This is a genomic window from Streptomyces sp. URMC 127, assembly GCF_051386535.1.
Taxonomy (GTDB): domain Bacteria; phylum Actinomycetota; class Actinomycetes; order Streptomycetales; family Streptomycetaceae; genus Streptomyces.
The window spans coordinates 1-16,670 of sequence record NZ_JBPQTW010000151.1; the positions used below are offsets into that span (position 1 = coordinate 1).

Consider the following 16,670-nt stretch of genomic DNA (forward strand, 5'->3'; position numbering starts at 1 on the left):
CAAGCCCCCGTTGTGTAGCGGCCTAGCACGCCGCCCTCTCAAGGCGGTAGCGCCGGTTCGAATCCGGTCGGGGGTACTGATTTCCACTCAGGGGGACCTGAAGGAGATCGCTAGGGCCCCCGTTGTGTAGCGGCCTAGCACGCCGCCCTCTCAAGGCGGTAGCGCCGGTTCGAATCCGGTCGGGGGTACTGGTTATAAAACCACCATGGGCTATGGTGTAATTGGCAGCACGAGTGATTCTGGTTCATTTAGTCTAGGTTCGAGTCCTGGTAGCCCAGCGCAGATTGCTTTTTGAGTCTGCAGAGCAAAACAAAAGCAAGCCCCCGTTGTGTAGCGGCCTAGCACGCCGCCCTCTCAAGGCGGTAGCGCCGGTTCGAATCCGGTCGGGGGTACCACAGAGAGAATGCCTCCCGCATAGGCGGGGGGCATTTTTTCATGCGGCCTTCCGCGCGCCCCGGCCCGGCCCGATAATCCCCCCATGGCCCATCCCCGCGGCGGCCGCTGCCGGCCCCGCCGCGCCACGAAGCCCTGCCCGCCGCGGAGTTCGGGGGCCGGTGGGGCGCCGGAGCTGCACCGCCACGACATCCGCCGCCGAGAGCCCGCCGCGCCGGACGCCCCCGCAGCGGCCCATTCCAGGAGCGTCGAAGTGGATCCTCTCGTCCGCACGGCCGCACTGACCGTCGTCGCCACCGTCAGCCCGCCGGGACTGCGGATCGAGGGAGTGGTCGACGCCGGTACGCACCGCCACCTCAGGGAGGCCCTGCAGTCGGTGGCCTCCGTCCGCGGCGACCTGCGCCTGGAGATGTCCCGCGTCGAGTTCCTGGACCTCGCCGGGCTGCGGCTGCTCATGACCTTCGCCCGCGCCCGTGCCGCGCGCCACTGCACCGTGGAGCTCGCCGGAGTGCCGCCCCACCTGCTGCAGGTCATCACCCTCATCGGCTGGGACACCACGCCGGGCCTGCGGCTGGGGGCCGCCCATGGCTGCTGAGCGCGCGGGGTCGGCCGGGTCTGCAGGGTCTGCAGGGGCCGCCGGGACCGTCGGGTCCGCAGGGTCCGCCGGGTCTGCAGGGACCGCCGGGGCCGTCGGGTCCGCCGGGTTCGTTCACCATGCCTGCCTGTACGCCTCGGACGCGGAGTTCCTGGCGATGGCGGTGCCCTTCGTACGGGACGGGCTCGCGGCCGGCGAACCCGTCCTCGCCGCCACCACGCCCGCCAACATCGAGCTGCTGCGGGAGGCCCTGGGGGAGAGCGCCCACCACCTCGACACGGCGGAGACCGCCTACTTCGGCCGCCGCCCCGTCGACCGGGTCTCCGCCTTCCTGCGCTACCACGAGCGGCGCACCCGCCCCGGCCGGCGCACACGCGTGATCGCCGAACCGCTGTGGGCCGGCCGCTCCGCACGCCAGATCGCGGAGTGGAAACGCATGGAGTCCGGGCTCAACGTGCTCCTCGCGGGGCTGCCCCTGTGGATGGTCTGCCCCTACGACACCCGCGTCGTCCCCGGCGACGTCGCGGAGGCGGCGGTGGCCACCCATCCCGTCCGCCTGGACGGCCGGCGGCAGGCCCCGTGCGCGTCCTACACGGACCCTGCGGTGTATGCGGCGGGGGTGACGGCGGAGGGGCTTGCCGCCGCCTCATGCGCGCCGCCACGGGCCCTCCGTGCGGGGCCCACGGGCGACGCCGCGGTCCTGCGCCGTGCGGCCCGTGAGCGCGCCGCGGCCGCGGGCCTGACGGGCGACCGGCTCTCCCTGGCCGAGCTGGCCGCGCATGAGGCCGCCGCGTACCTCCTGGCCCGGGAGGGCGCGCTGGTCACGCTGTGCGCCTGGGAGGAACCGGGGGCGGTGGTGTGCGAGCTGCGGCGCCGGGAGCCGGGGGACGGCCGCGGGGAGCCGGCTGGGGGCCGCATGGGGCCGGACGATGGGGGCCGCATGGGGCTTGGCGGCGGCCGCATGGGGCCGGACGCCGCGGTCCCGCCCTTCGCGGGTTACCGGCCGCCCGCGCCGCCCGGCGAGACGCACGGGGCGGAGGACGGCCTCTGGCTCGCCCGCACCCTCGGGGACTCCCTGGAGGTCTACGCACGGGGCCCGGAAACCGTCCTCACTCTGAGAATCGCGGGGCCGGGGGACGCGGAGCGGCTGTGACCCCACGGGGCGGGAGACCGCCCGCCTCATGGGCTCTCAGGGGCCGGGGCCGGGCGCCTTGGGCCGCCTGAGGGGCGCGGAGAGCCCTGCGCGCCGCGGCCTCATGCCCTCTCGTCGCCCCTGAAGCGCCGGGCGGACTCCTCGGCGTGCGCGAGGCGGCGCAGGCTCAGCAGCACCGGCTCGTAAAGGACGGTCAGGGCGACGGCCGCCTCGATCTGCCCGGTCTCCGTGGGCTGCTCCTCGACCAGGTCCAGGTCCGTGACCGCCAGCTGCGCGGCGAGCCGTGCGTACGGCAGCAGGTGGGCGACGCCGCAGGGGTAGCCGAGGCGCCGGAGCGCGGCGACCGCCGCGACCAGCGTGCGGTAGGCGGGGTAGAACTCACCGAGCTCCCGGTCGTGCCGCCAGCCGATGTGCTGCAGCAGCGCGTTCACCGTGCGGCCCGCCGCAGCGGTCTCGGGATCGTCCCCGGCCGGCTCCGGTCCGGCCGGCAGCGCCCGCGTGGCCGCGCCCAGTCTCACATGGTGGTCGAGGGACTCGTCCTCGGCCGCGGCGATCACCTCGCGCGCGGTGGCCACCGGCATCTTGCCCACCTGGATGAGGGCCCGCACGAGGCGCAACCGGCGGACGTGCCCGTCGTCGTACTCGGCCTGCGTGGCGGAGACCCTGCGGCCTGGCTGCAGGAGCCCCTCGCGCAAGTAGTACTTGATCGTGGCGGTGGATACGCCACTGCGCTCGCTCAGTTCCGCCAGTCGCATATCCCTTGCGCCTTTCCTTGGTGAGTGGCACTATCCAAGCATGGATAGCGACGCTATCCAACGAGTGGCGGGGGAGTTGTCATGAGTGCACAGCCGATTCCGGAGCGGGTCACCGCGGCGGCCGACGGCGAAGTCGTCGTCTTCCTGATCGGGATGCGGATCAACAGCTGGCGGGCGGTGCGCCACTGGCTGCCCGTCCTCCGCGCAATGCCGCGCATGCTCAAGGAGCTCGCGCGCGACAAGGACAGCGGACTGCTGGGCCACCAGTTGCTCGCGGGCGGGCCGAGGGACCGCACCGTCGTCCAGTACTGGGAATCGCGCGAGAAGCTGCTCGCCTATGCCGCGGACGCGAGCAAAGAGCACCGCCCCGCGTGGGCGGCGTTCAACCGCCGCGCACGGGGCAGCGAGGGGAAGGTCGGCATCTGGCACGAGACGTATGTCGTGCCGGCCGGGTCGTACGAATCGATCTACTCCGGCATGCCGGCGCAGGGCCTCGGCAAGGCCTTCGGCGTCGAGCCCGTGGCCCGCCGCGGCGAACGCGCGGCACAGCGGTTCGCAAGCACGGGGAGCGAGCCGGGCGCCTGAACCGGGCGGGGAGGGGCGGACGCGTCGAGCGCCCGCCCCGCTTCCCGCCCCGGTCAGCCGTTGCGGCGCAGAGCCTCCGTGAGGCGCATCGCCGCATCCAGCACCGCCTGGGCGTGCATGCGGCCCGGGTGGCGCGTGAGGCGCTCGATCGGCCCGGAGACCGAGACGGCGGCGACCACGCGGTTGGACGGCCCGCGCACAGGGGCGGACACCGAGGCGACGCCCGGCTCGCGCTCGCCGATCGACTGCGCCCAGCCGCGGCGCCGCACGCCCGAGAGCGCCGTCGCCGTGAAGCGGGCCCCCTGCAGGCCGCGGTGCAGCCGCTCCGGCTCCTCCCAGGCCATCAGCACCTGGGCGGCCGAGCCGGCCTTCATGGGCAGCGTGGAGCCCACCGGCACCGTGTCCCGCAGGCCGGACAGCCGCTCCGCCGCCGCCACGCAGATGCGCATGTCGCCCTGGCGGCGGTAGAGCTGCGCGCTCTCGCCCGTCACGTCCCGCAGGTGGGTGAGCACCGGGCCCGCCGTAGCCAGGAGCCGGTCCTCGCCCGCCGCGGCCGCGAGCTCGCTCAGCCGCGGCCCGAGGATGAACCGGCCCTGCATGTCCCGCGCCACCATCCGGTGGTGCTCCAGCGCCACCGCCAGCCGGTGCGCCGTCGGGCGCGCCAGGCCCGTGGCCGTCACGAGCCCCGCCAGGGTCGCCGGCCCGGACTCCAGCGCGCTCAGCACCAGAGCCGCCTTGTCGAGTACTCCCACGCCGCTCGAGGCGCCACCAGTGTTGTCCATGCAACGATACTTGCGTCTCACACTGTGAAACGCAAGTTCAAATTTCCCGGAGAAGCCTCAACCTGGACGGAGAGCACCCACAGCCACAGGAATGTGACCGGCGACGACGCCGGCCGGAGGGACAGCGATGGGACGCACACTCGCAGAGAAGGTCTGGGACGACCATGTCGTCAGGCGCGCCGAAGGCGAGCCCGACCTGCTCTACATCGACCTGCACCTGCTCCACGAGGTCACCAGCCCGCAGGCCTTCGACGGCCTCCGCAAGGCGGGCCGCCCCGTGCGGCGCCTGGACCTCACCATCGCCACCGAGGACCACAACACCCCGACCCTCGACATCGACAAGCCCATCGCCGACCCGGTCTCGCGCACGCAGCTGGAGACGCTGCGCAAGAACTGCGCCGAGTTCGGCGTCCGGCTGCACCCGCTGGGCGACGTCGAACAGGGTGTCGTCCACGTAGTGGGACCGCAGCTGGGACTGACCCAGCCCGGCACCACCGTGGTCTGCGGCGACAGCCACACCTCCACCCACGGCGCCTTCGGCGCGCTGGCGTTCGGCATCGGCACCAGCCAGGTCGAGCACGTCCTGGCGACCCAGACGCTGCCGCTGGCCCCGTTCCGCACCATGGCGGTCACCGTCGACGGCGAACTGCCCGAGGGCGTCACCGCCAAGGACCTGATCCTCGCCGTCATCGCCCGCATCGGCACCGGCGGCGGCCAGGGCTACGTCATCGAGTACCGCGGCACGGCCATCGAGAAGCTCTCGATGGAGGCGCGGATGACCGTGTGCAACATGTCCATCGAGGCGGGCGCGCGGGCCGGCATGATCGCGCCCGACGAGACCACCTTCGCCTACCTCAAGGGCCGGCCCCACGCGCCCCAGGGAGACGACTGGGACGCCGCCGTCGCCTACTGGCGCACCCTGCGCACCGACGACGACGCCGTCTTCGACCACGAGGTCGTCATCGACGCCGCCGAGCTCTCCCCGTTCGTCACCTGGGGCACCAACCCGGGGCAGGGCGCCCCCCTGTCCGCCACCGTCCCCGACCCCGCCGCGTACGCCGATCCCTCCGACCGCCTCGCCGCCGAAAAGGCCCTGGAATACATGGGGCTGACGGCGGGTCAGCCACTGCGCGACATCCGCGTCGACACCGTCTTCGTGGGCTCGTGCACCAACGGCCGGATCGAGGACCTGCGCGCCGCGGCCGCCGTCCTGGAGGGCCGCCGGATCGCCGACGGCATCCGCATGCTGGTCGTCCCCGGCTCCGTACGGGTGTCCCTGCAGGCCGTCGACGAGGGGCTGGACAAGGTCTTCACCGCGGCCGGTGCCGAGTGGCGCCACGCGGGCTGTTCGATGTGCCTCGGCATGAACCCCGACCAACTCGCGCCGGGCGAGAGGTCCGCGTCGACCTCCAACCGCAACTTCGAGGGCAGGCAGGGCAAGGGCGGCCGCACGCACCTGGTCTCGCCCCAGGTGGCCGCCGCCACCGCCGTGCTGGGCCGGCTGGCCTCCCCGGCCGACCTGCCCGCACCGTCCGGCCACGCCGGCGCGTCCGACGTCCGCACTCCCCTGGGGGCCTGAACCGTCATGGAAGCTTTCACCACCCACACCGGCCGTGCCGTACCGCTGCGCCGCAGCAACGTCGACACCGACCAGATCATCCCCGCGCACTGGCTCAAGAAGGTCACCCGCGACGGATTCGAGGACGGCCTGTTCGAGGCCTGGCGCAAGGACCCCGACTTCGTGCTGAACCGCCCCGAGCGCCGCGGGGCCAGCGTCCTGGTGGCCGGCCCGGACTTCGGCACCGGCTCCTCCCGCGAGCACGCCGTCTGGGCGCTGCAGAACTACGGCTTCAAGGCGGTCGTCTCCGCGCGCTTCGCCGACATCTTCCGCGGCAACTCGCTCAAGAACGGTCTGCTGACCGTCGTCCTGCCCCAGGAGACCGTCGACGCCCTCTGGGAGCTGACCGAGGCCGACCCCGCCGCCGAGGTGACCGTCGACCTCGTCGCCCGCCAGGTCCGGGCCGAGGGCATCACGGCCGGTTTCGACCTTGACGAGAACGCCCGGTGGCGTCTGCTGGAGGGGCTGGACGACATCGGGCTGACCCTCCGGCACGAGGCCGACATCACCGCCTTCGAGGCCGGAAGGCCCTCCTTCAAGCCCTCCACGGCCCGGATCTGACACGGATTTCGCGCCCCTCGGGCCGCCCGGAAGGGCGCTCGGAGGACCCCGGATTTTCGCTGCTCACCAAGCGTTTGGCATGATGCGCCCCCTGTCTTCGGACAGGGGGCGCATCGCTCTGTTGAGGCCCTGTGAAGCGACAACTCGCCTCAGATGGCACAATCGGTGCATGGAACGCGACAGCCAACTCGAGCTTTACCGGCTCGTTGCGGACCGGCTCAAGGAAGCGCACTCCCGGGTGCGCGCACTGCAAGTCCCGGAGGGCGTACGGATGGCGCTGTCCCGGAAGCTGCTGGCCATCACGGCCGCGGCGAAGCACGATCTCTCAGGCGCCGCAATGCGTCTGGACCGGCTGATGAACGACCTCGACGAGGGCCGTTTCCCCGAAGAGCCCGACCGTGACGGAACTCCGTGATGGTCGAGTTCGTTGCGGCACAAGGGTGATTAGACCGTTTCGTGTTTGATTTGCGGTATATATCTGCCTAACGTGCGAAAAGGCTGGAGCGCATTCGTTCCAGCAATGTCTCCGAAGGGGAAGACGTGAACAAGGCGCAGCTCGTTGAAGCGATTGCCGACAAGCTCGGCGGCCGTCAGCAGGCCGCAGACGCCGTTGACGCGGTGCTCGATGCGATCGTCCGTGCAGTGGTCGCGGGTGACCGGGTGTCGGTCACCGGCTTCGGCTCGTTCGAGAAGGTCGACCGCCCGGCCCGTTACGCCCGCAACCCGCAGACGGGTGAGCGCGTGCGGGTCAAGAAGACCTCGGTGCCGCGCTTCCGCGCGGGCCAGGGCTTCAAGGACCTGGTGAGCGGCTCGAAGAAGCTGCCGAAGGGCGGCGAGGTCTCCGTCAAGAAGGCGCCCAAGGGCAGCCTTTCGGGCGGCAAGGCCACCACCAAGGCCGCGGCCAAGAAGGCCACCGCCAAGAAGGCCGCCCCGGCGAAGAAGGCCACGACGGCCGCCGCCAAGAAGACCGCCGCGAAGAAGACCACGGCGAAGAAGGCCACCACCGCCACCACCGCCAAGAAGGCGACGGCGGCGAAGAAGGCGACGCCGGCCAAGAAGACCACGGCCGCCGCGAAGAAGACGACGGCGAAGAAGGCCGCCCCGGCGAAGAAGGCCACCACGGCCGCCACCGCCAAGAAGGCCGCCGCGAAGAAGACCGCCCCCGCCAAGAAGGCCACGGCGACCAAGGCCACGACGCGCAAGACCACCGCGCGCAAGACCACCGCCAAGAAGACCGCTGCCAAGAAGTAAGGCGGCGAACGGCGTCACGCGCCGGGGCGGGCTCCCCTCGGGGAGCCCGGCCCGCGGTGTGTGTACGGCCCGGTGCCGGCACGCGAGGAGCCCCGCCGCATGAGGCGCCGGGAGCCCGCCCGCCGCCTCATGCGCCTGCGGAGCCTGCCCGCCTCATGCGGCTACGGAGCCTGCCCGCCGCCTCATGCGGACATGGAGGCTGCCCGCCTTATGCGGATACGGGGTCTGCCCGCCTCATGCGGTTGCGCAGCTCCGCCTCGTGCAGCTCCGGAAGCCCGCCCCATGCGGCGCCGTCCGGCTCAGAGGTGTCTTTCCTCGGCGGGATGCCCCGTCAGAACGTCTGCAGCGTCACCAGCGTCACGCGGCGGCCCTCAGGGGCCCCCTCCGCGCCGGCGGCCGGCCCCGTGCACTCGATGCGCACCCGCTGGCCCGGCCGCAGCAGGCGCAGGCCCCCCGCGTCGAACGCGGCGGCGTCGAAGGGCAGCGGGGTGCCGTCGTCCAGGAGGACGCTCCCGGAGCGCGTCTGAGGGTCGAAGGTGTACGCGGTGGCCTGCATACCGGCAGCCTAGTCGGCGCGCGGGGCGGAGCGTTCCGCCGCGGCCGCCCCGTGCGGCCGCGCGCCGCCCGCGGGGCCCTGCCGCACGGGGCGGGCACCGTATCCGCCGGGCGCCCCCGCGTGCGCCCCCACGGCAGCAGCCGTACGGGGCCCCACGCCGAGCGCCAGCGCGGCCCGCAAATCCTCTTCCGTGTCCACGTCCCGGCGCACGGAATCCACCCCCGCCAGCCCGATCTCACGGGCCCCCGAACCGCGGTGCCGAGCGCGCGAATGTCCTTCGAACGCCGGCGCCAATTCCATTCCCGGCGCCGCCGTCAGCAGCGTCGTTCCGATTCCCGCTGCGTCCGCGAGAAAAGCGCGCGGGAATTCCGCTGCGGAATCGAGCACCCGGGCCAGTTCCGCCGGGCGCAGCGCGGGAAGGTCCGCGTTCAGCGTCGCCACCGCGGCGTCCGGCCGCCCGTTCCGCACGTTCCGCGCCCCGTGCGCAAGGGCGCCGTTCAGGCCGCCCGGCCCCCCGGGTTCGGCCACGACGCGCGCCCCGAGAGCGGCCAGCTCGGCCCCCGCCAGCGGATCGCCCGTGACGACCACCACATCCCGTACCGCCGCACAGGCCAGCGCCGCGGCCACCGTGTCCACCGCGAACGCCAGCGCGAGGCCGGCCCGCGCGCCCTCCCCGGCCGCTCTGCCGAGACGGCTCTTGGCCAGGGCCAGCGGCTTCACCGGCACCACCAGTGTCCACACCACATCCGCCCCCTGTCTTCGCAACAGCCTCATTGTCACCCGCTGCCGCAGCCGCCCACGGGGCGCGGGGTTACGGTGTTCTCGACAGACCGGGGACCTGGGGCGACACTTGTGCGGCCTCCGGGTTCAGCACAGAGTCCAGGTCCCAAGAGAAGGGTGTCCGAGTGTCCCGCCACAGAATCGGCTTCTGGTACCGCTTTACGGCGGTGTTGGCAAAACCGCCGCTCGTGGTTCTGTTCAAGCGGGACTGGCGAGGAATGGAGCACATTCCCGCCGACGGCGGTTTTATCACCGCCGTCAACCACAACTCTTATCTCGACCCGCTCTCCTACGCCCACTACCAGTACAACACCGGGCGTGTCCCCCGCTTCCTCGCCAAGGCCGCCCTGTTCAAGGGCAGCTTCGTCGGCGCCGTCCTGCGTGGCACGGGGCAGATCCCCGTCTACCGCGAGTCGGCCGACGCCGCGGCCGCCTTCAAGGCCGCCGTCGAGGCCATCAACAAGGGCGAGTGCGTGGCCTTCTACCCCGAGGGCACCCTCACCCGCGACCCCGACATGTGGCCCATGGAGGGCAAGACCGGCGCCGCCCGCGTCGCCCTGCTCACCCGGGCCCCGGTCATCCCCGTCGCCCAGTGGGGCGCCAACGAGGCCATGCCGCCGTACGCCAAGGAGAAGAAGCTCCGGCTCTTCCCCCGCAAGACCCTCAAGGTGATGGCCGGCCCGCCCGTCGACCTCTCCGCGTACTACGGCAAGGAGCCCACCGCGGACGTCCTGCGCGCCGCGACCGAGGACATCATGACGGCCATCACCGCCCTCCTCGCCGAACTGCGCGGCGAGCCGGCCCCCGCCGAGCCGTACAACCCGAAAAAGGCCCGCGCCGCGGCCCGCCGCAAGGCCCAGGAGGACGACAAGTGACGCGCTGCGCCGTCTACGGCACCGGTTCCTGGGGAACCGCCTTCGCCATGATCCTCGCGGACGCCGGCTGCGAGGTCACCATGTGGGGCCGCCGCGCCGCCGTCGTGGAGGCGATCAACACCACCCGCACCAACCCCGACTACCTCCCCGGCACCGAGCTCCCGCCCTCCGTGCGGGCCACCACCGACCCCGCCGAGGCCGCACGGGGCGCCGCCTTCACCGTCCTCGCCGTCCCCTCCCAGACCCTGCGCGGCAACCTCACCGAGTGGGCGCCCCTGCTGCCCGCCGACACCGTCCTCGTCTCCCTCATGAAGGGCATCGAGCTCGGCACCGCCAAGCGCATGAGCGAGGTCGTCGAGGAGGTCGCCAAGGTCTCCGCCGACCAGGTCGCCGTCCTGACCGGCCCCAACCTCGCCAAGGAGATCGCCGCCCGGCAGCCCGCCGCCGCCGTCGTCGCCTGCCGCGACGAGTCCGTGGCCAAGCGGCTCCAGGCCGCCTGCCACACCGCCTACTTCCGCCCGTACACCAACACCGACGTCGTCGGCTGCGAACTCGGCGGCGCCGTCAAGAACGTCATCGCCCTCGCCGTCGGCATCGCCGACGGCATGGGGCTCGGCGACAACGCCAAGGCCTCCCTCATCACCCGCGGCCTGGCCGAGACCACCCGCCTGGGCCTCGCCATGGGCGCCGACGCGCACACCTTCGCCGGCCTCGCCGGCATGGGGGACCTCGTCGCCACCTGCGCCTCGCCGCTCTCCCGCAACCGCACCTTCGGCGCGAGTCTCGGCCGCGGCATGACCCTCGCCGAGACCGTGGCCGTCACCAAGCAGACCGCCGAGGGCGTCAAGTCCTGCGAGTCGGTGCTCGATCTGGCGCGCCGCCACGGCGTCGACATGCCGATCACGGAGACCGTCGTGGAGATCGTGCACGAGGGCAAGCCGCCGCTCGTCGCCCTCAAGGAGCTGATGTCGCGCAGCGCCAAGCCCGAGCGGCACTGACGCTGCCCCCACCACGAGGTACTCTCGTCGCGATATGAGCAGCGAGATCACCCCCCAGAGCCCTGGCCGGAAGCCGCGTGTGGCGGTCGTCTTCGGCGGCCGCAGTTCCGAGCACGCCATCTCCGTGGTCACCGCCGGCGCCGTGCTGCGCGCCATCGACCGCACGAAGTACGACGTGCTGCCGATCGGCATCACCACCGACGGCCGTTGGGCGCTCACCGCGGACGACCCCGAGCGCATGGCCATCACCGGCCGCACGCTGCCGAGCGTCGCGGACCTCGCCCAGTCGCCCGACGGCACCGTCGTCCTGCCGGTCGACCCCTCCGACCGCGAGGTCGTCTACACCGAGCCGGGCGCCGTGCCCAAGGCCCTGGGCGAGGTCGACGTGGTCTTCCCCGTGCTGCACGGCCCCTACGGGGAGGACGGCACCCTCCAGGGCATGCTGGAGCTCTCCGGCATCCCCTACGTGGGCGCCGGTGTGCTCGCCTCGGCCGTCGGCCAGGACAAGGAGTACATGAAGCGCGTCTTCGTCTCCTTCGGCCTGCCCGTCGGCCCGTACGAGGTCATCCGCCCCCGCGAGTGGGACACCGACCCGGCCGCCGCCCGCAAGAAGATCGTCGACTTCGCCGGCGAGCACGGCTGGCCCGTCTTCATCAAGCCCGCCCGCGCCGGCTCCTCCATGGGCATCACCAAGGTCGACGACGTCTCCGGCCTGGACGACGCCGTCGCCGAGGCCCGCCGCCACGACCCGAAGATCCTCGTCGAGTCGCTGCTGCGCGGCCGGGAGATCGAGTGCGGCGTCCTGGAGTTCGAGGACGGGCCGCGCGCCAGCGTCCCCGCCGAGATCCCGCCGGTCACCGCCCACGACTTCTACGACTTCGAGGCGAAGTACATCGACTCCGCCGCCGGCCTCGTCCCCGCGCCGCTGACGCCGCAGGAGACGGCACGGGTGCAGGAGCTCGCGATCCGCGCCTTCGACGCCGCCTCGTGCGAGGGCCTCGTGCGCGCCGACTTCTTCCTCACCGAGGACGGCGAGTTCGTCATCAACGAGATCAACACCCTGCCGGGCTTCACGCCGATCTCCATGTACCCGCGCATGTGGCAGGAGAGCGGCGTCGGCTACACCGAGCTGATCGACCGCCTCGTCCAGGCGGCGCTGCGCCGGCCGACCGGCCTGCGCTAGCCCCCGCGGACGGACCGCGCTAGACGACCCCCACCGGGATCGTCTTCGCGACGGCGCCGGCGAGATCGGTGAGCGCACCGAGATCGCCGGCCCCGCCGACGACCTGCTTCGGCAGCGTCACCTCCACGAACGCCTCCCGCAGGGTGGTCGTGCAGCGGACGCTGCCGTCCGGCTGCCGCTCCGGCAGCCAGTCCACACCGTCGATCTCCACCGAGTCCGCGGCGGGGTTGTAGTGTTCGGAACCGGGCTTGATGATCTCGGGACGCTCCACCCCGCAGCGCAGGGCGATCGCGGGATCACCCCACACTGCGGTGAAGTCCGAGACGGGATCGGCGGTGCGCCGCCGCTTCCCGTCCACGGTCTTCGGCAGCTCCTTGTGCAGCGCCCGGCAGAGCCCCGCGGCCCGCGCCGACGGCGTGGGGACGGAAGGGCCCTCCGTGCCGCCCGCCGGCGAGCAGCCGGCGGCCGCGCACAGCACGACGACAGCGGGCAGGCGGAAGGGCCGGCGGAGGAAAGACTTCACCGGCCGAGCATACGGGGGACCTAGAGATGGACGACCGGGCAGGTCAGTGTGCGGGTGATGCCCTCCACGGCCTGGATCCTGGCCACCACCATGCGGCCGAGCTCGTCCACGGTCTCGGCCTGGGCGCGCACGATCACGTCGTACGGCCCGGTCACGTCCTCAGCCTGGATCACCCCCGAGATCTTCGAGATGACTTCGGCCACGGTCGACGCCTTGCCGACCTCGGTCTGGATCAGGATGTACGCCTGTACCACGGAACCTCCAGGGCGGCTACGAGGATCATGTGGGGAGAAGAGACGCCACGGTACCGCGTCGCCGCACGGCGCGGGGAGACCCGCGCTGCCTGCGCGGCGCGGCGTACGTCACAACCGATACTCCTAGGAGGAGCTCAGTGAAAGGCACCGTGGGCGAGTTGGGGGAGTTCGGGCTCATCAGAGAGCTTACTTCCCGGCTCACCACCACCCCTGCGGTCCGGCTCGGGCCGGGTGACGACGCCGCGGTGGTGGCTGCGCCCGACCGCAGGGTCGTGGCCAGTACGGATGTGCTTCTGGAAGGGCGGCACTTCCGCCGCGACTGGTCGACCGCCTACGACGTCGGGCGCAAGGCCGCCGCGCAGAACCTCGCCGACATCGCGGCCATGGGCGCCGTGCCCACCGCGATCCTGCTCGGCCTGGTCGTCCCCGCCGAACTCCCCGCCACCTGGCCGACCGAGCTGATGGACGGCATCCGCGACGAGTGCCAGGTCGCCGGCGCGGCCGTCGTCGGCGGCGACGTGGTCCGCGGCGACACCATCACCGTCGCCATCACGGCCCTCGGCGACCTGCGCAACCACGAGCCGGTCACCCGCTCCGGCGCCCAGCCCGGCGACGTCGTCGCCGTGACCGGCTGGCTCGGCTGGTCCGCCGCGGGCCTCGCGGTCCTCGCCCGCGGCTTCCGCTCGCCCCGCGCCTTCGTGGAGGCCCACCGGCGCCCCGAGCCCCCGTACCACGCCGGTCCGGCCGCGGCGAGCCTCGGCGCCACCGCGATGACGGACGTCAGCGACGGCCTCGTCGCCGACCTCGGGCACATCGCCGAGGCCAGCAAGGTCCGCATCGACCTGCGGACGGCGGCCATCGACGTGCCCACGCAGATGTCGGACATCGGGCAGGCCGTCGGCGTCGACCCGCTGCAGTGGGTGCTGACCGGGGGAGAGGACCACGCGATCGTCGCGACCTTCCCGCCGGACGTGAAGCTGCCCGCCCGCTGGAAGGTCATCGGCGAGGTCGTCAGCCCCTCGGCGCTGCCTCAGGTGACGGTGGACGGCGCCCCGTGGGACAAGACCAGCGGCTGGGACCACTTCGGCGACCTGGAGCCGGGGGAGTAGCGGGAGAGGGGGCCCGGCGGGCCGCACGGGGCGGCGCGGTGGCGGCCGCATGGGGCGCTGGGCGCGTGGGGCGGTGCGGGCCGCATGAGGCGGCGCGATGCCGGCCGCATGGGGCACCGGCCGCATGGGGCGGTGCCGGTCGCACGGGGCGGCGCTTGTAGATTCGGCCCCATGCCGATACCCCCACGCGTGCTGACCGTCGCCGGATCCGACTCCGGCGGCGGCGCGGGCATCCAGGCCGACCTCAAGACCATGCTCGCCCTGGGCGTGCACGGCATGAGCGTGCTCACGGCCGTGACCGCGCAGAACTCCCGCGGCGTGCAGGGCGCCTGGGAACTGCCCCCCGAAGCCGTACGGGCCCAGTACCGCAGCGTCGTCGACGACATCGGCGTCCAGGCCGTCAAGACCGGCATGCTCGCCTCCGCCGGACTCGTGCGGACCGTCGCCGAACTCCTCGCGGGCACCGACGCCCCCGTCGTCGTCGACCCCGTGGGCATCTCCAAGCACGGCGACGCACTGCTCGCCGCCTCCGCCCTGGACGCGGTCCGCACGAAGCTGCTGCCGGCCGCCACGGTCGCCACCCCCAACCTCGACGAGGTCGCCTGGCTGACGGGGCTGCGGGTCACCTCGGAGGAGGGCATGAGGCGCGCGGCGGACGCCGTCCTGTCGTACGGGCCGCGGTGGGCGCTCATCAAGGGCGGCCACCTGGAGGGCGACGCCGTGGACCTCCTCACCGACGGCAGCGAGGAACACTGGCTGCGCGCCCCGCGCCACGACAACCGCCACACGCACGGGACCGGCTGCACCCTTGCGAGCGCGATCGCCTCCGGCCTGGCCAAGGGGCGGCCGGTGCCCGAGGCCGTGGCGGAGGCCAAGGACTACGTGACGGGCGCCATCGCGGCGGGCTTCCCCCTGGGGGAGGGCATCGGCCCCGTCGACCACGCGTGGTTCTGGCGCTCGTAGGGGCTCAAGCCGGCGCTGAACGGCAAACAGGACCGGCACACGACCGGCACGCGACCAGCCGCATGGGGCGGCCGCGCCGTACGCGTACAGACACGGCAAAAAGCCGGCCCATCGCAAGATGGACCGGCTCTCAAGGCAACCGGATGGGCTGCGCCACGACATACGTCACAGCGAGACCGGCTTCCCCCGCTCGCGCGGGGGACAGCACTCGCTTAGCGCGAGACCTTGTCGGCCTTGATGCACGAGGTGCAGACGTTGAGCCGCTTCGGCGTCCCACCGACCACAGCACGCACCCGCTGGATGTTGGGGTTCCAACGACGGGGGGTACGGCGGTGCGAGTGCGAGATGTTGTTGCCGAAGCCCGGCCCCTTGCCGCAGACGTCGCAGTTGGCAGCCACGGGTTACTCCAAAGACGGGTCACCCCCGCTCACGCGGGGACAACAGGCACGTACGGTAAATCCCTGCGTGCCGAGATCGGTGTGACCGGCAGTACCAGGGGGATGTCCTGATTCTCATCAGGCAACCGGAGCAGCATACAACGACCGCTCCCGTTCAACGAAACTACCATGGCTGCCCGGGCTGTGGCCCGTCGTCCCGCCCCCCGGCCGCCCGCCGTCCCGCCGGGGCCCGCCCCGGGGCTAGTCTGCGATCACCGTTCCACAGCCCCAGGGAGTCCGAGGAGGACACACGTGCCGCACACGCTCGACGCCGCTGCGGTACGCACCTGGTGCGCGCTGGCCCTCGACGCACTGGGGCGGGCCCGCGAGGAGATCGACGCCATCAACGTCTACCCGGTCCCGGACGGTGACACGGGCACGAACCTGTACCTGACCGTCGAGTCGGCCGCCCGGGCCGTCGACGCGGTCTTCGACGGCCATGCCACCGCGGGCCCCGCCTCCTGCCCCACGCTCCCCGACGCCGTCCGCGCCATGGCGCACGGCGCCCTCATAGGCGCGCGCGGCAACTCCGGCACGATCCTGGCGCAGCTGCTGCGGGGCATGGCGGAGGTCCTGGCCCGGGACGTCGAAGACCTTGCGAACGCGGAGGCGGCAGAGGGGGCGGGGGGCGCAGAGGGTGCAGGGAGCGCAGAGGGTGCAGGGGGCGCAGGGGGCGTAGAGAACGAAGAGGGCGTAAACGGCATGACGGGCGGCCTCATGCCCCCGGCCAGCGCCCGCACGAGGCCCCTCGCCGACCCCGGTGCCGAACAGCTGCGCCGCGCCCTGAGGCGGGCCGTGGAGTCCGCCTACGAAGGCGTCGCCCGCCCCGTCGAAGGCACGATCCTCACCGTCGCCGCCGCCGCGGCGGACGCCGCCGCCGGCGCCCCGGGCGACAGCGCCGCCGTGGCCCGCGCCGCGGACGAAGCCGCCCGCTCCGCCCTCGCGATGACCCCCGGCCAGCTCGACGCCCTCGGCCGGGCCGGAGTCGTCGACTCCGGCGGCCTGGGCCTCGTCGAGGTGCTCGGCGCGCTCGCCCGGGCCCTGTCCGGCGAGGCGGCCCCGTGGGGCCCGCGCGGCACGCGCGCGTGGACGCGCCCTGCCGCCCCGTACCCGCCGCAGCAAGCCGAGCGGGCCCGGCCCCAGTCACCGCCTCATGCCGGAACTCCGCCCCAGGCCGGACTTCCGCCTCATGCCGAGCCTCCGCCGCAGGCCGGACTTCCGCTTCATGCCGAGCCTCCGCCCCAGGCCGGGCTTTCCCTTCATGCCGGGCCTCCGCCCCATGCGGCCCCGCCCCATGCC

20 protein-coding genes and 4 tRNA genes are annotated in these 16,670 nt (G+C 72.9%); 17 read left to right on the forward strand and 7 right to left on the reverse strand.

What is annotated here, in order from left to right:
• Positions 1 to 3 precede the first annotated feature (3 nt).
• From ACSNOH_RS24840 to ACSNOH_RS24865, 6 genes are all read left to right on the forward strand, one after another.
• Positions 4 to 76 (forward strand) — tRNA-Glu (locus ACSNOH_RS24840).
• Between the two features lie 39 nt (positions 77 to 115).
• Positions 116 to 188: transfer RNA gene (locus tag ACSNOH_RS24845), tRNA-Glu, on the forward strand.
• 18 nt (positions 189 to 206) lie between these two features.
• Positions 207 to 278: transfer RNA gene (locus ACSNOH_RS24850), tRNA-Gln, on the forward strand.
• A 41-nt stretch (positions 279 to 319) separates the two neighbouring features.
• Positions 320 to 395: transfer RNA gene (locus ACSNOH_RS24855), tRNA-Glu, on the forward strand.
• A 251-nt stretch (positions 396 to 646) separates the two neighbouring features.
• Positions 647 to 988: an STAS domain-containing protein gene (locus ACSNOH_RS24860; RefSeq protein ID WP_436723653.1), complete on the forward strand. Its 342-nt coding sequence runs from the start codon at positions 647 to 649 to the stop codon at positions 986 to 988.
• The gene (locus tag ACSNOH_RS24865) at positions 978 to 2,141 is read left to right on the forward strand and encodes an anti-sigma factor RsbA family regulatory protein (protein WP_436723654.1); all 1,164 of its coding nucleotides are present in this window, start codon (positions 978 to 980) and stop codon (positions 2,139 to 2,141) included. The genes ACSNOH_RS24860 and ACSNOH_RS24865 overlap by 11 nt, the downstream gene beginning before the upstream one ends.
• Positions 2,142 to 2,242: 101 nt before the next feature.
• Here ACSNOH_RS24865 and ACSNOH_RS24870 read toward each other — a convergent pair whose 3' ends face one another.
• Positions 2,243 to 2,896, reverse strand: coding sequence for a MerR family transcriptional regulator (locus tag ACSNOH_RS24870; RefSeq protein ID WP_436723655.1), 654 nt, complete (start codon positions 2,894 to 2,896; stop codon positions 2,243 to 2,245).
• Between the two features lie 81 nt (positions 2,897 to 2,977).
• Between ACSNOH_RS24870 and ACSNOH_RS24875 the strand changes: the two genes are divergently transcribed.
• Positions 2,978 to 3,481, forward strand: a complete 504-nt coding sequence (locus ACSNOH_RS24875) for a DUF4188 domain-containing protein (RefSeq protein ID WP_436723656.1) — start codon at positions 2,978 to 2,980, stop codon at positions 3,479 to 3,481.
• Positions 3,482 to 3,534: 53 nt separating this feature from the next.
• Here ACSNOH_RS24875 and ndgR read toward each other — a convergent pair whose 3' ends face one another.
• On the reverse strand, positions 3,535 to 4,263 hold the full coding sequence (gene ndgR, locus ACSNOH_RS24880) for an IclR family transcriptional regulator NdgR (RefSeq protein WP_030369295.1): 729 nt from the start codon (positions 4,261 to 4,263) through the stop codon (positions 3,535 to 3,537).
• Positions 4,264 to 4,390: 127 nt separating this feature from the next.
• Here ndgR and leuC point away from each other — a divergent pair, with 127 nt between their 5' ends.
• The 4 genes from leuC (at position 4,391) to ACSNOH_RS24900 (ending at position 7,693) form a co-directional block, all read left to right on the forward strand.
• Complete coding sequence (gene leuC, locus ACSNOH_RS24885; RefSeq protein ID WP_436723657.1) at positions 4,391 to 5,842, forward strand: 3-isopropylmalate dehydratase large subunit; 1,452 nt, start codon at positions 4,391 to 4,393, stop codon at positions 5,840 to 5,842.
• Positions 5,843 to 5,848: 6 nt separating this feature from the next.
• Complete coding sequence (leuD, locus tag ACSNOH_RS24890; protein ID WP_436723658.1) at positions 5,849 to 6,442, forward strand: 3-isopropylmalate dehydratase small subunit; 594 nt, start codon at positions 5,849 to 5,851, stop codon at positions 6,440 to 6,442.
• 169 nt (positions 6,443 to 6,611) lie between these two features.
• Positions 6,612 to 6,857, forward strand: coding sequence for a hypothetical protein (locus ACSNOH_RS24895; RefSeq protein WP_058046443.1), 246 nt, complete (start codon positions 6,612 to 6,614; stop codon positions 6,855 to 6,857).
• A gap of 125 nt (positions 6,858 to 6,982) precedes the next feature.
• Positions 6,983 to 7,693, forward strand: coding sequence for an HU family DNA-binding protein (locus ACSNOH_RS24900; protein WP_436723659.1), 711 nt, complete (start codon positions 6,983 to 6,985; stop codon positions 7,691 to 7,693).
• A gap of 331 nt (positions 7,694 to 8,024) precedes the next feature.
• On the opposite strand, the gene ACSNOH_RS24905 is transcribed toward ACSNOH_RS24900, so the two are convergent.
• Both ACSNOH_RS24905 and cofC read right to left on the reverse strand, forming a co-directional pair.
• Positions 8,025 to 8,249 (reverse strand): hypothetical protein, encoded by a 225-nt coding sequence (locus tag ACSNOH_RS24905; protein WP_030369300.1) that lies wholly within the window; start codon positions 8,247 to 8,249, stop codon positions 8,025 to 8,027.
• A gap of 9 nt (positions 8,250 to 8,258) precedes the next feature.
• A complete protein-coding gene (cofC, locus tag ACSNOH_RS24910) occupies positions 8,259 to 8,993 on the reverse strand; it encodes a 2-phospho-L-lactate guanylyltransferase (protein ID WP_436723666.1) in 735 nt (244 codons plus the stop codon).
• 161 nt (positions 8,994 to 9,154) lie between these two features.
• Between cofC and ACSNOH_RS24915 the strand changes: the two genes are divergently transcribed.
• The 3 genes from ACSNOH_RS24915 to ACSNOH_RS24925 are packed head-to-tail and all read left to right on the forward strand — an operon-like array spanning position 9,155 to position 12,085.
• Positions 9,155 to 9,904 carry a lysophospholipid acyltransferase family protein gene (locus ACSNOH_RS24915; protein ID WP_436723660.1) on the forward strand — a complete coding sequence of 250 codons (750 nt, stop codon included), beginning with the start codon at positions 9,155 to 9,157 and terminating at the stop codon, positions 9,902 to 9,904.
• Positions 9,901 to 10,902: an NAD(P)H-dependent glycerol-3-phosphate dehydrogenase gene (locus tag ACSNOH_RS24920; RefSeq protein WP_030369303.1), complete on the forward strand. Its 1,002-nt coding sequence runs from the start codon at positions 9,901 to 9,903 to the stop codon at positions 10,900 to 10,902. Before ACSNOH_RS24915 ends, ACSNOH_RS24920 begins: the two co-directional genes overlap by 4 nt.
• A gap of 34 nt (positions 10,903 to 10,936) precedes the next feature.
• Entirely contained in the window at positions 10,937 to 12,085 is a 1,149-nt protein-coding gene (locus tag ACSNOH_RS24925; protein ID WP_436723661.1) for a D-alanine--D-alanine ligase family protein, read from the forward strand.
• A gap of 19 nt (positions 12,086 to 12,104) precedes the next feature.
• Here the strand turns inward: ACSNOH_RS24925 and ACSNOH_RS24930 are convergent, their stop codons facing one another.
• Both ACSNOH_RS24930 and ACSNOH_RS24935 read right to left on the reverse strand, forming a co-directional pair.
• A complete protein-coding gene (locus ACSNOH_RS24930) occupies positions 12,105 to 12,608 on the reverse strand; it encodes a DUF3515 domain-containing protein (RefSeq protein ID WP_436723662.1) in 504 nt (167 codons plus the stop codon).
• A 20-nt stretch (positions 12,609 to 12,628) separates the two neighbouring features.
• A complete protein-coding gene (locus ACSNOH_RS24935) occupies positions 12,629 to 12,862 on the reverse strand; it encodes an Lrp/AsnC family transcriptional regulator (protein ID WP_030369306.1) in 234 nt (77 codons plus the stop codon).
• Between the two features lie 137 nt (positions 12,863 to 12,999).
• Here ACSNOH_RS24935 and ACSNOH_RS24940 point away from each other — a divergent pair, with 137 nt between their 5' ends.
• A complete protein-coding gene (locus tag ACSNOH_RS24940) occupies positions 13,000 to 13,971 on the forward strand; it encodes a thiamine-phosphate kinase (RefSeq protein ID WP_030369307.1) in 972 nt (323 codons plus the stop codon).
• A gap of 171 nt (positions 13,972 to 14,142) precedes the next feature.
• Positions 14,143 to 14,934 carry a bifunctional hydroxymethylpyrimidine kinase/phosphomethylpyrimidine kinase gene (gene thiD / locus ACSNOH_RS24945; RefSeq protein WP_436723663.1) on the forward strand — a complete coding sequence of 264 codons (792 nt, stop codon included), beginning with the start codon at positions 14,143 to 14,145 and terminating at the stop codon, positions 14,932 to 14,934.
• Between the two features lie 212 nt (positions 14,935 to 15,146).
• Here the strand turns inward: thiD and rpmB are convergent, their stop codons facing one another.
• Positions 15,147 to 15,332, reverse strand: a complete 186-nt coding sequence (rpmB, locus tag ACSNOH_RS24950; RefSeq protein WP_436723664.1) for a 50S ribosomal protein L28 — start codon at positions 15,330 to 15,332, stop codon at positions 15,147 to 15,149.
• 291 nt (positions 15,333 to 15,623) lie between these two features.
• Between rpmB and ACSNOH_RS24955 the strand changes: the two genes are divergently transcribed.
• A partial coding sequence (locus ACSNOH_RS24955) for a DAK2 domain-containing protein (RefSeq protein ID WP_436723665.1) occupies positions 15,624 to 16,670 on the forward strand: 1,047 nt, incomplete at its 3' end.

Excerpts from the sequence above, each read along its gene's own strand:
- leuD (WP_436723658.1), top strand. The coding sequence starts at position 5,849 with ATGGAAGCTTTCACCACCCACACCGGCCGTGCCGTACCGCTGCGCCGC.
- ACSNOH_RS24870 (WP_436723655.1), bottom strand. The coding sequence starts at position 2,896 with ATGCGACTGGCGGAACTGAGCGAGCGCAGTGGCGTATCCACCGCCACG.
- ACSNOH_RS24875 (WP_436723656.1), top strand. The coding sequence starts at position 2,978 with ATGAGTGCACAGCCGATTCCGGAGCGGGTCACCGCGGCGGCCGACGGC.
- leuC (WP_436723657.1), top strand. The coding sequence starts at position 4,391 with ATGGGACGCACACTCGCAGAGAAGGTCTGGGACGACCATGTCGTCAGG.
- ACSNOH_RS24925 (WP_436723661.1), top strand. The coding sequence starts at position 10,937 with ATGAGCAGCGAGATCACCCCCCAGAGCCCTGGCCGGAAGCCGCGTGTG.
- ACSNOH_RS24865 (WP_436723654.1), top strand. The coding sequence starts at position 978 with ATGGCTGCTGAGCGCGCGGGGTCGGCCGGGTCTGCAGGGTCTGCAGGG.
- ACSNOH_RS24895 (WP_058046443.1), top strand. The coding sequence starts at position 6,612 with ATGGAACGCGACAGCCAACTCGAGCTTTACCGGCTCGTTGCGGACCGG.
- ndgR (WP_030369295.1), bottom strand. The coding sequence starts at position 4,263 with ATGGACAACACTGGTGGCGCCTCGAGCGGCGTGGGAGTACTCGACAAG.
- thiD (WP_436723663.1), top strand. The coding sequence starts at position 14,143 with ATGCCGATACCCCCACGCGTGCTGACCGTCGCCGGATCCGACTCCGGC.
- ACSNOH_RS24905 (WP_030369300.1), bottom strand. The coding sequence starts at position 8,249 with ATGCAGGCCACCGCGTACACCTTCGACCCTCAGACGCGCTCCGGGAGC.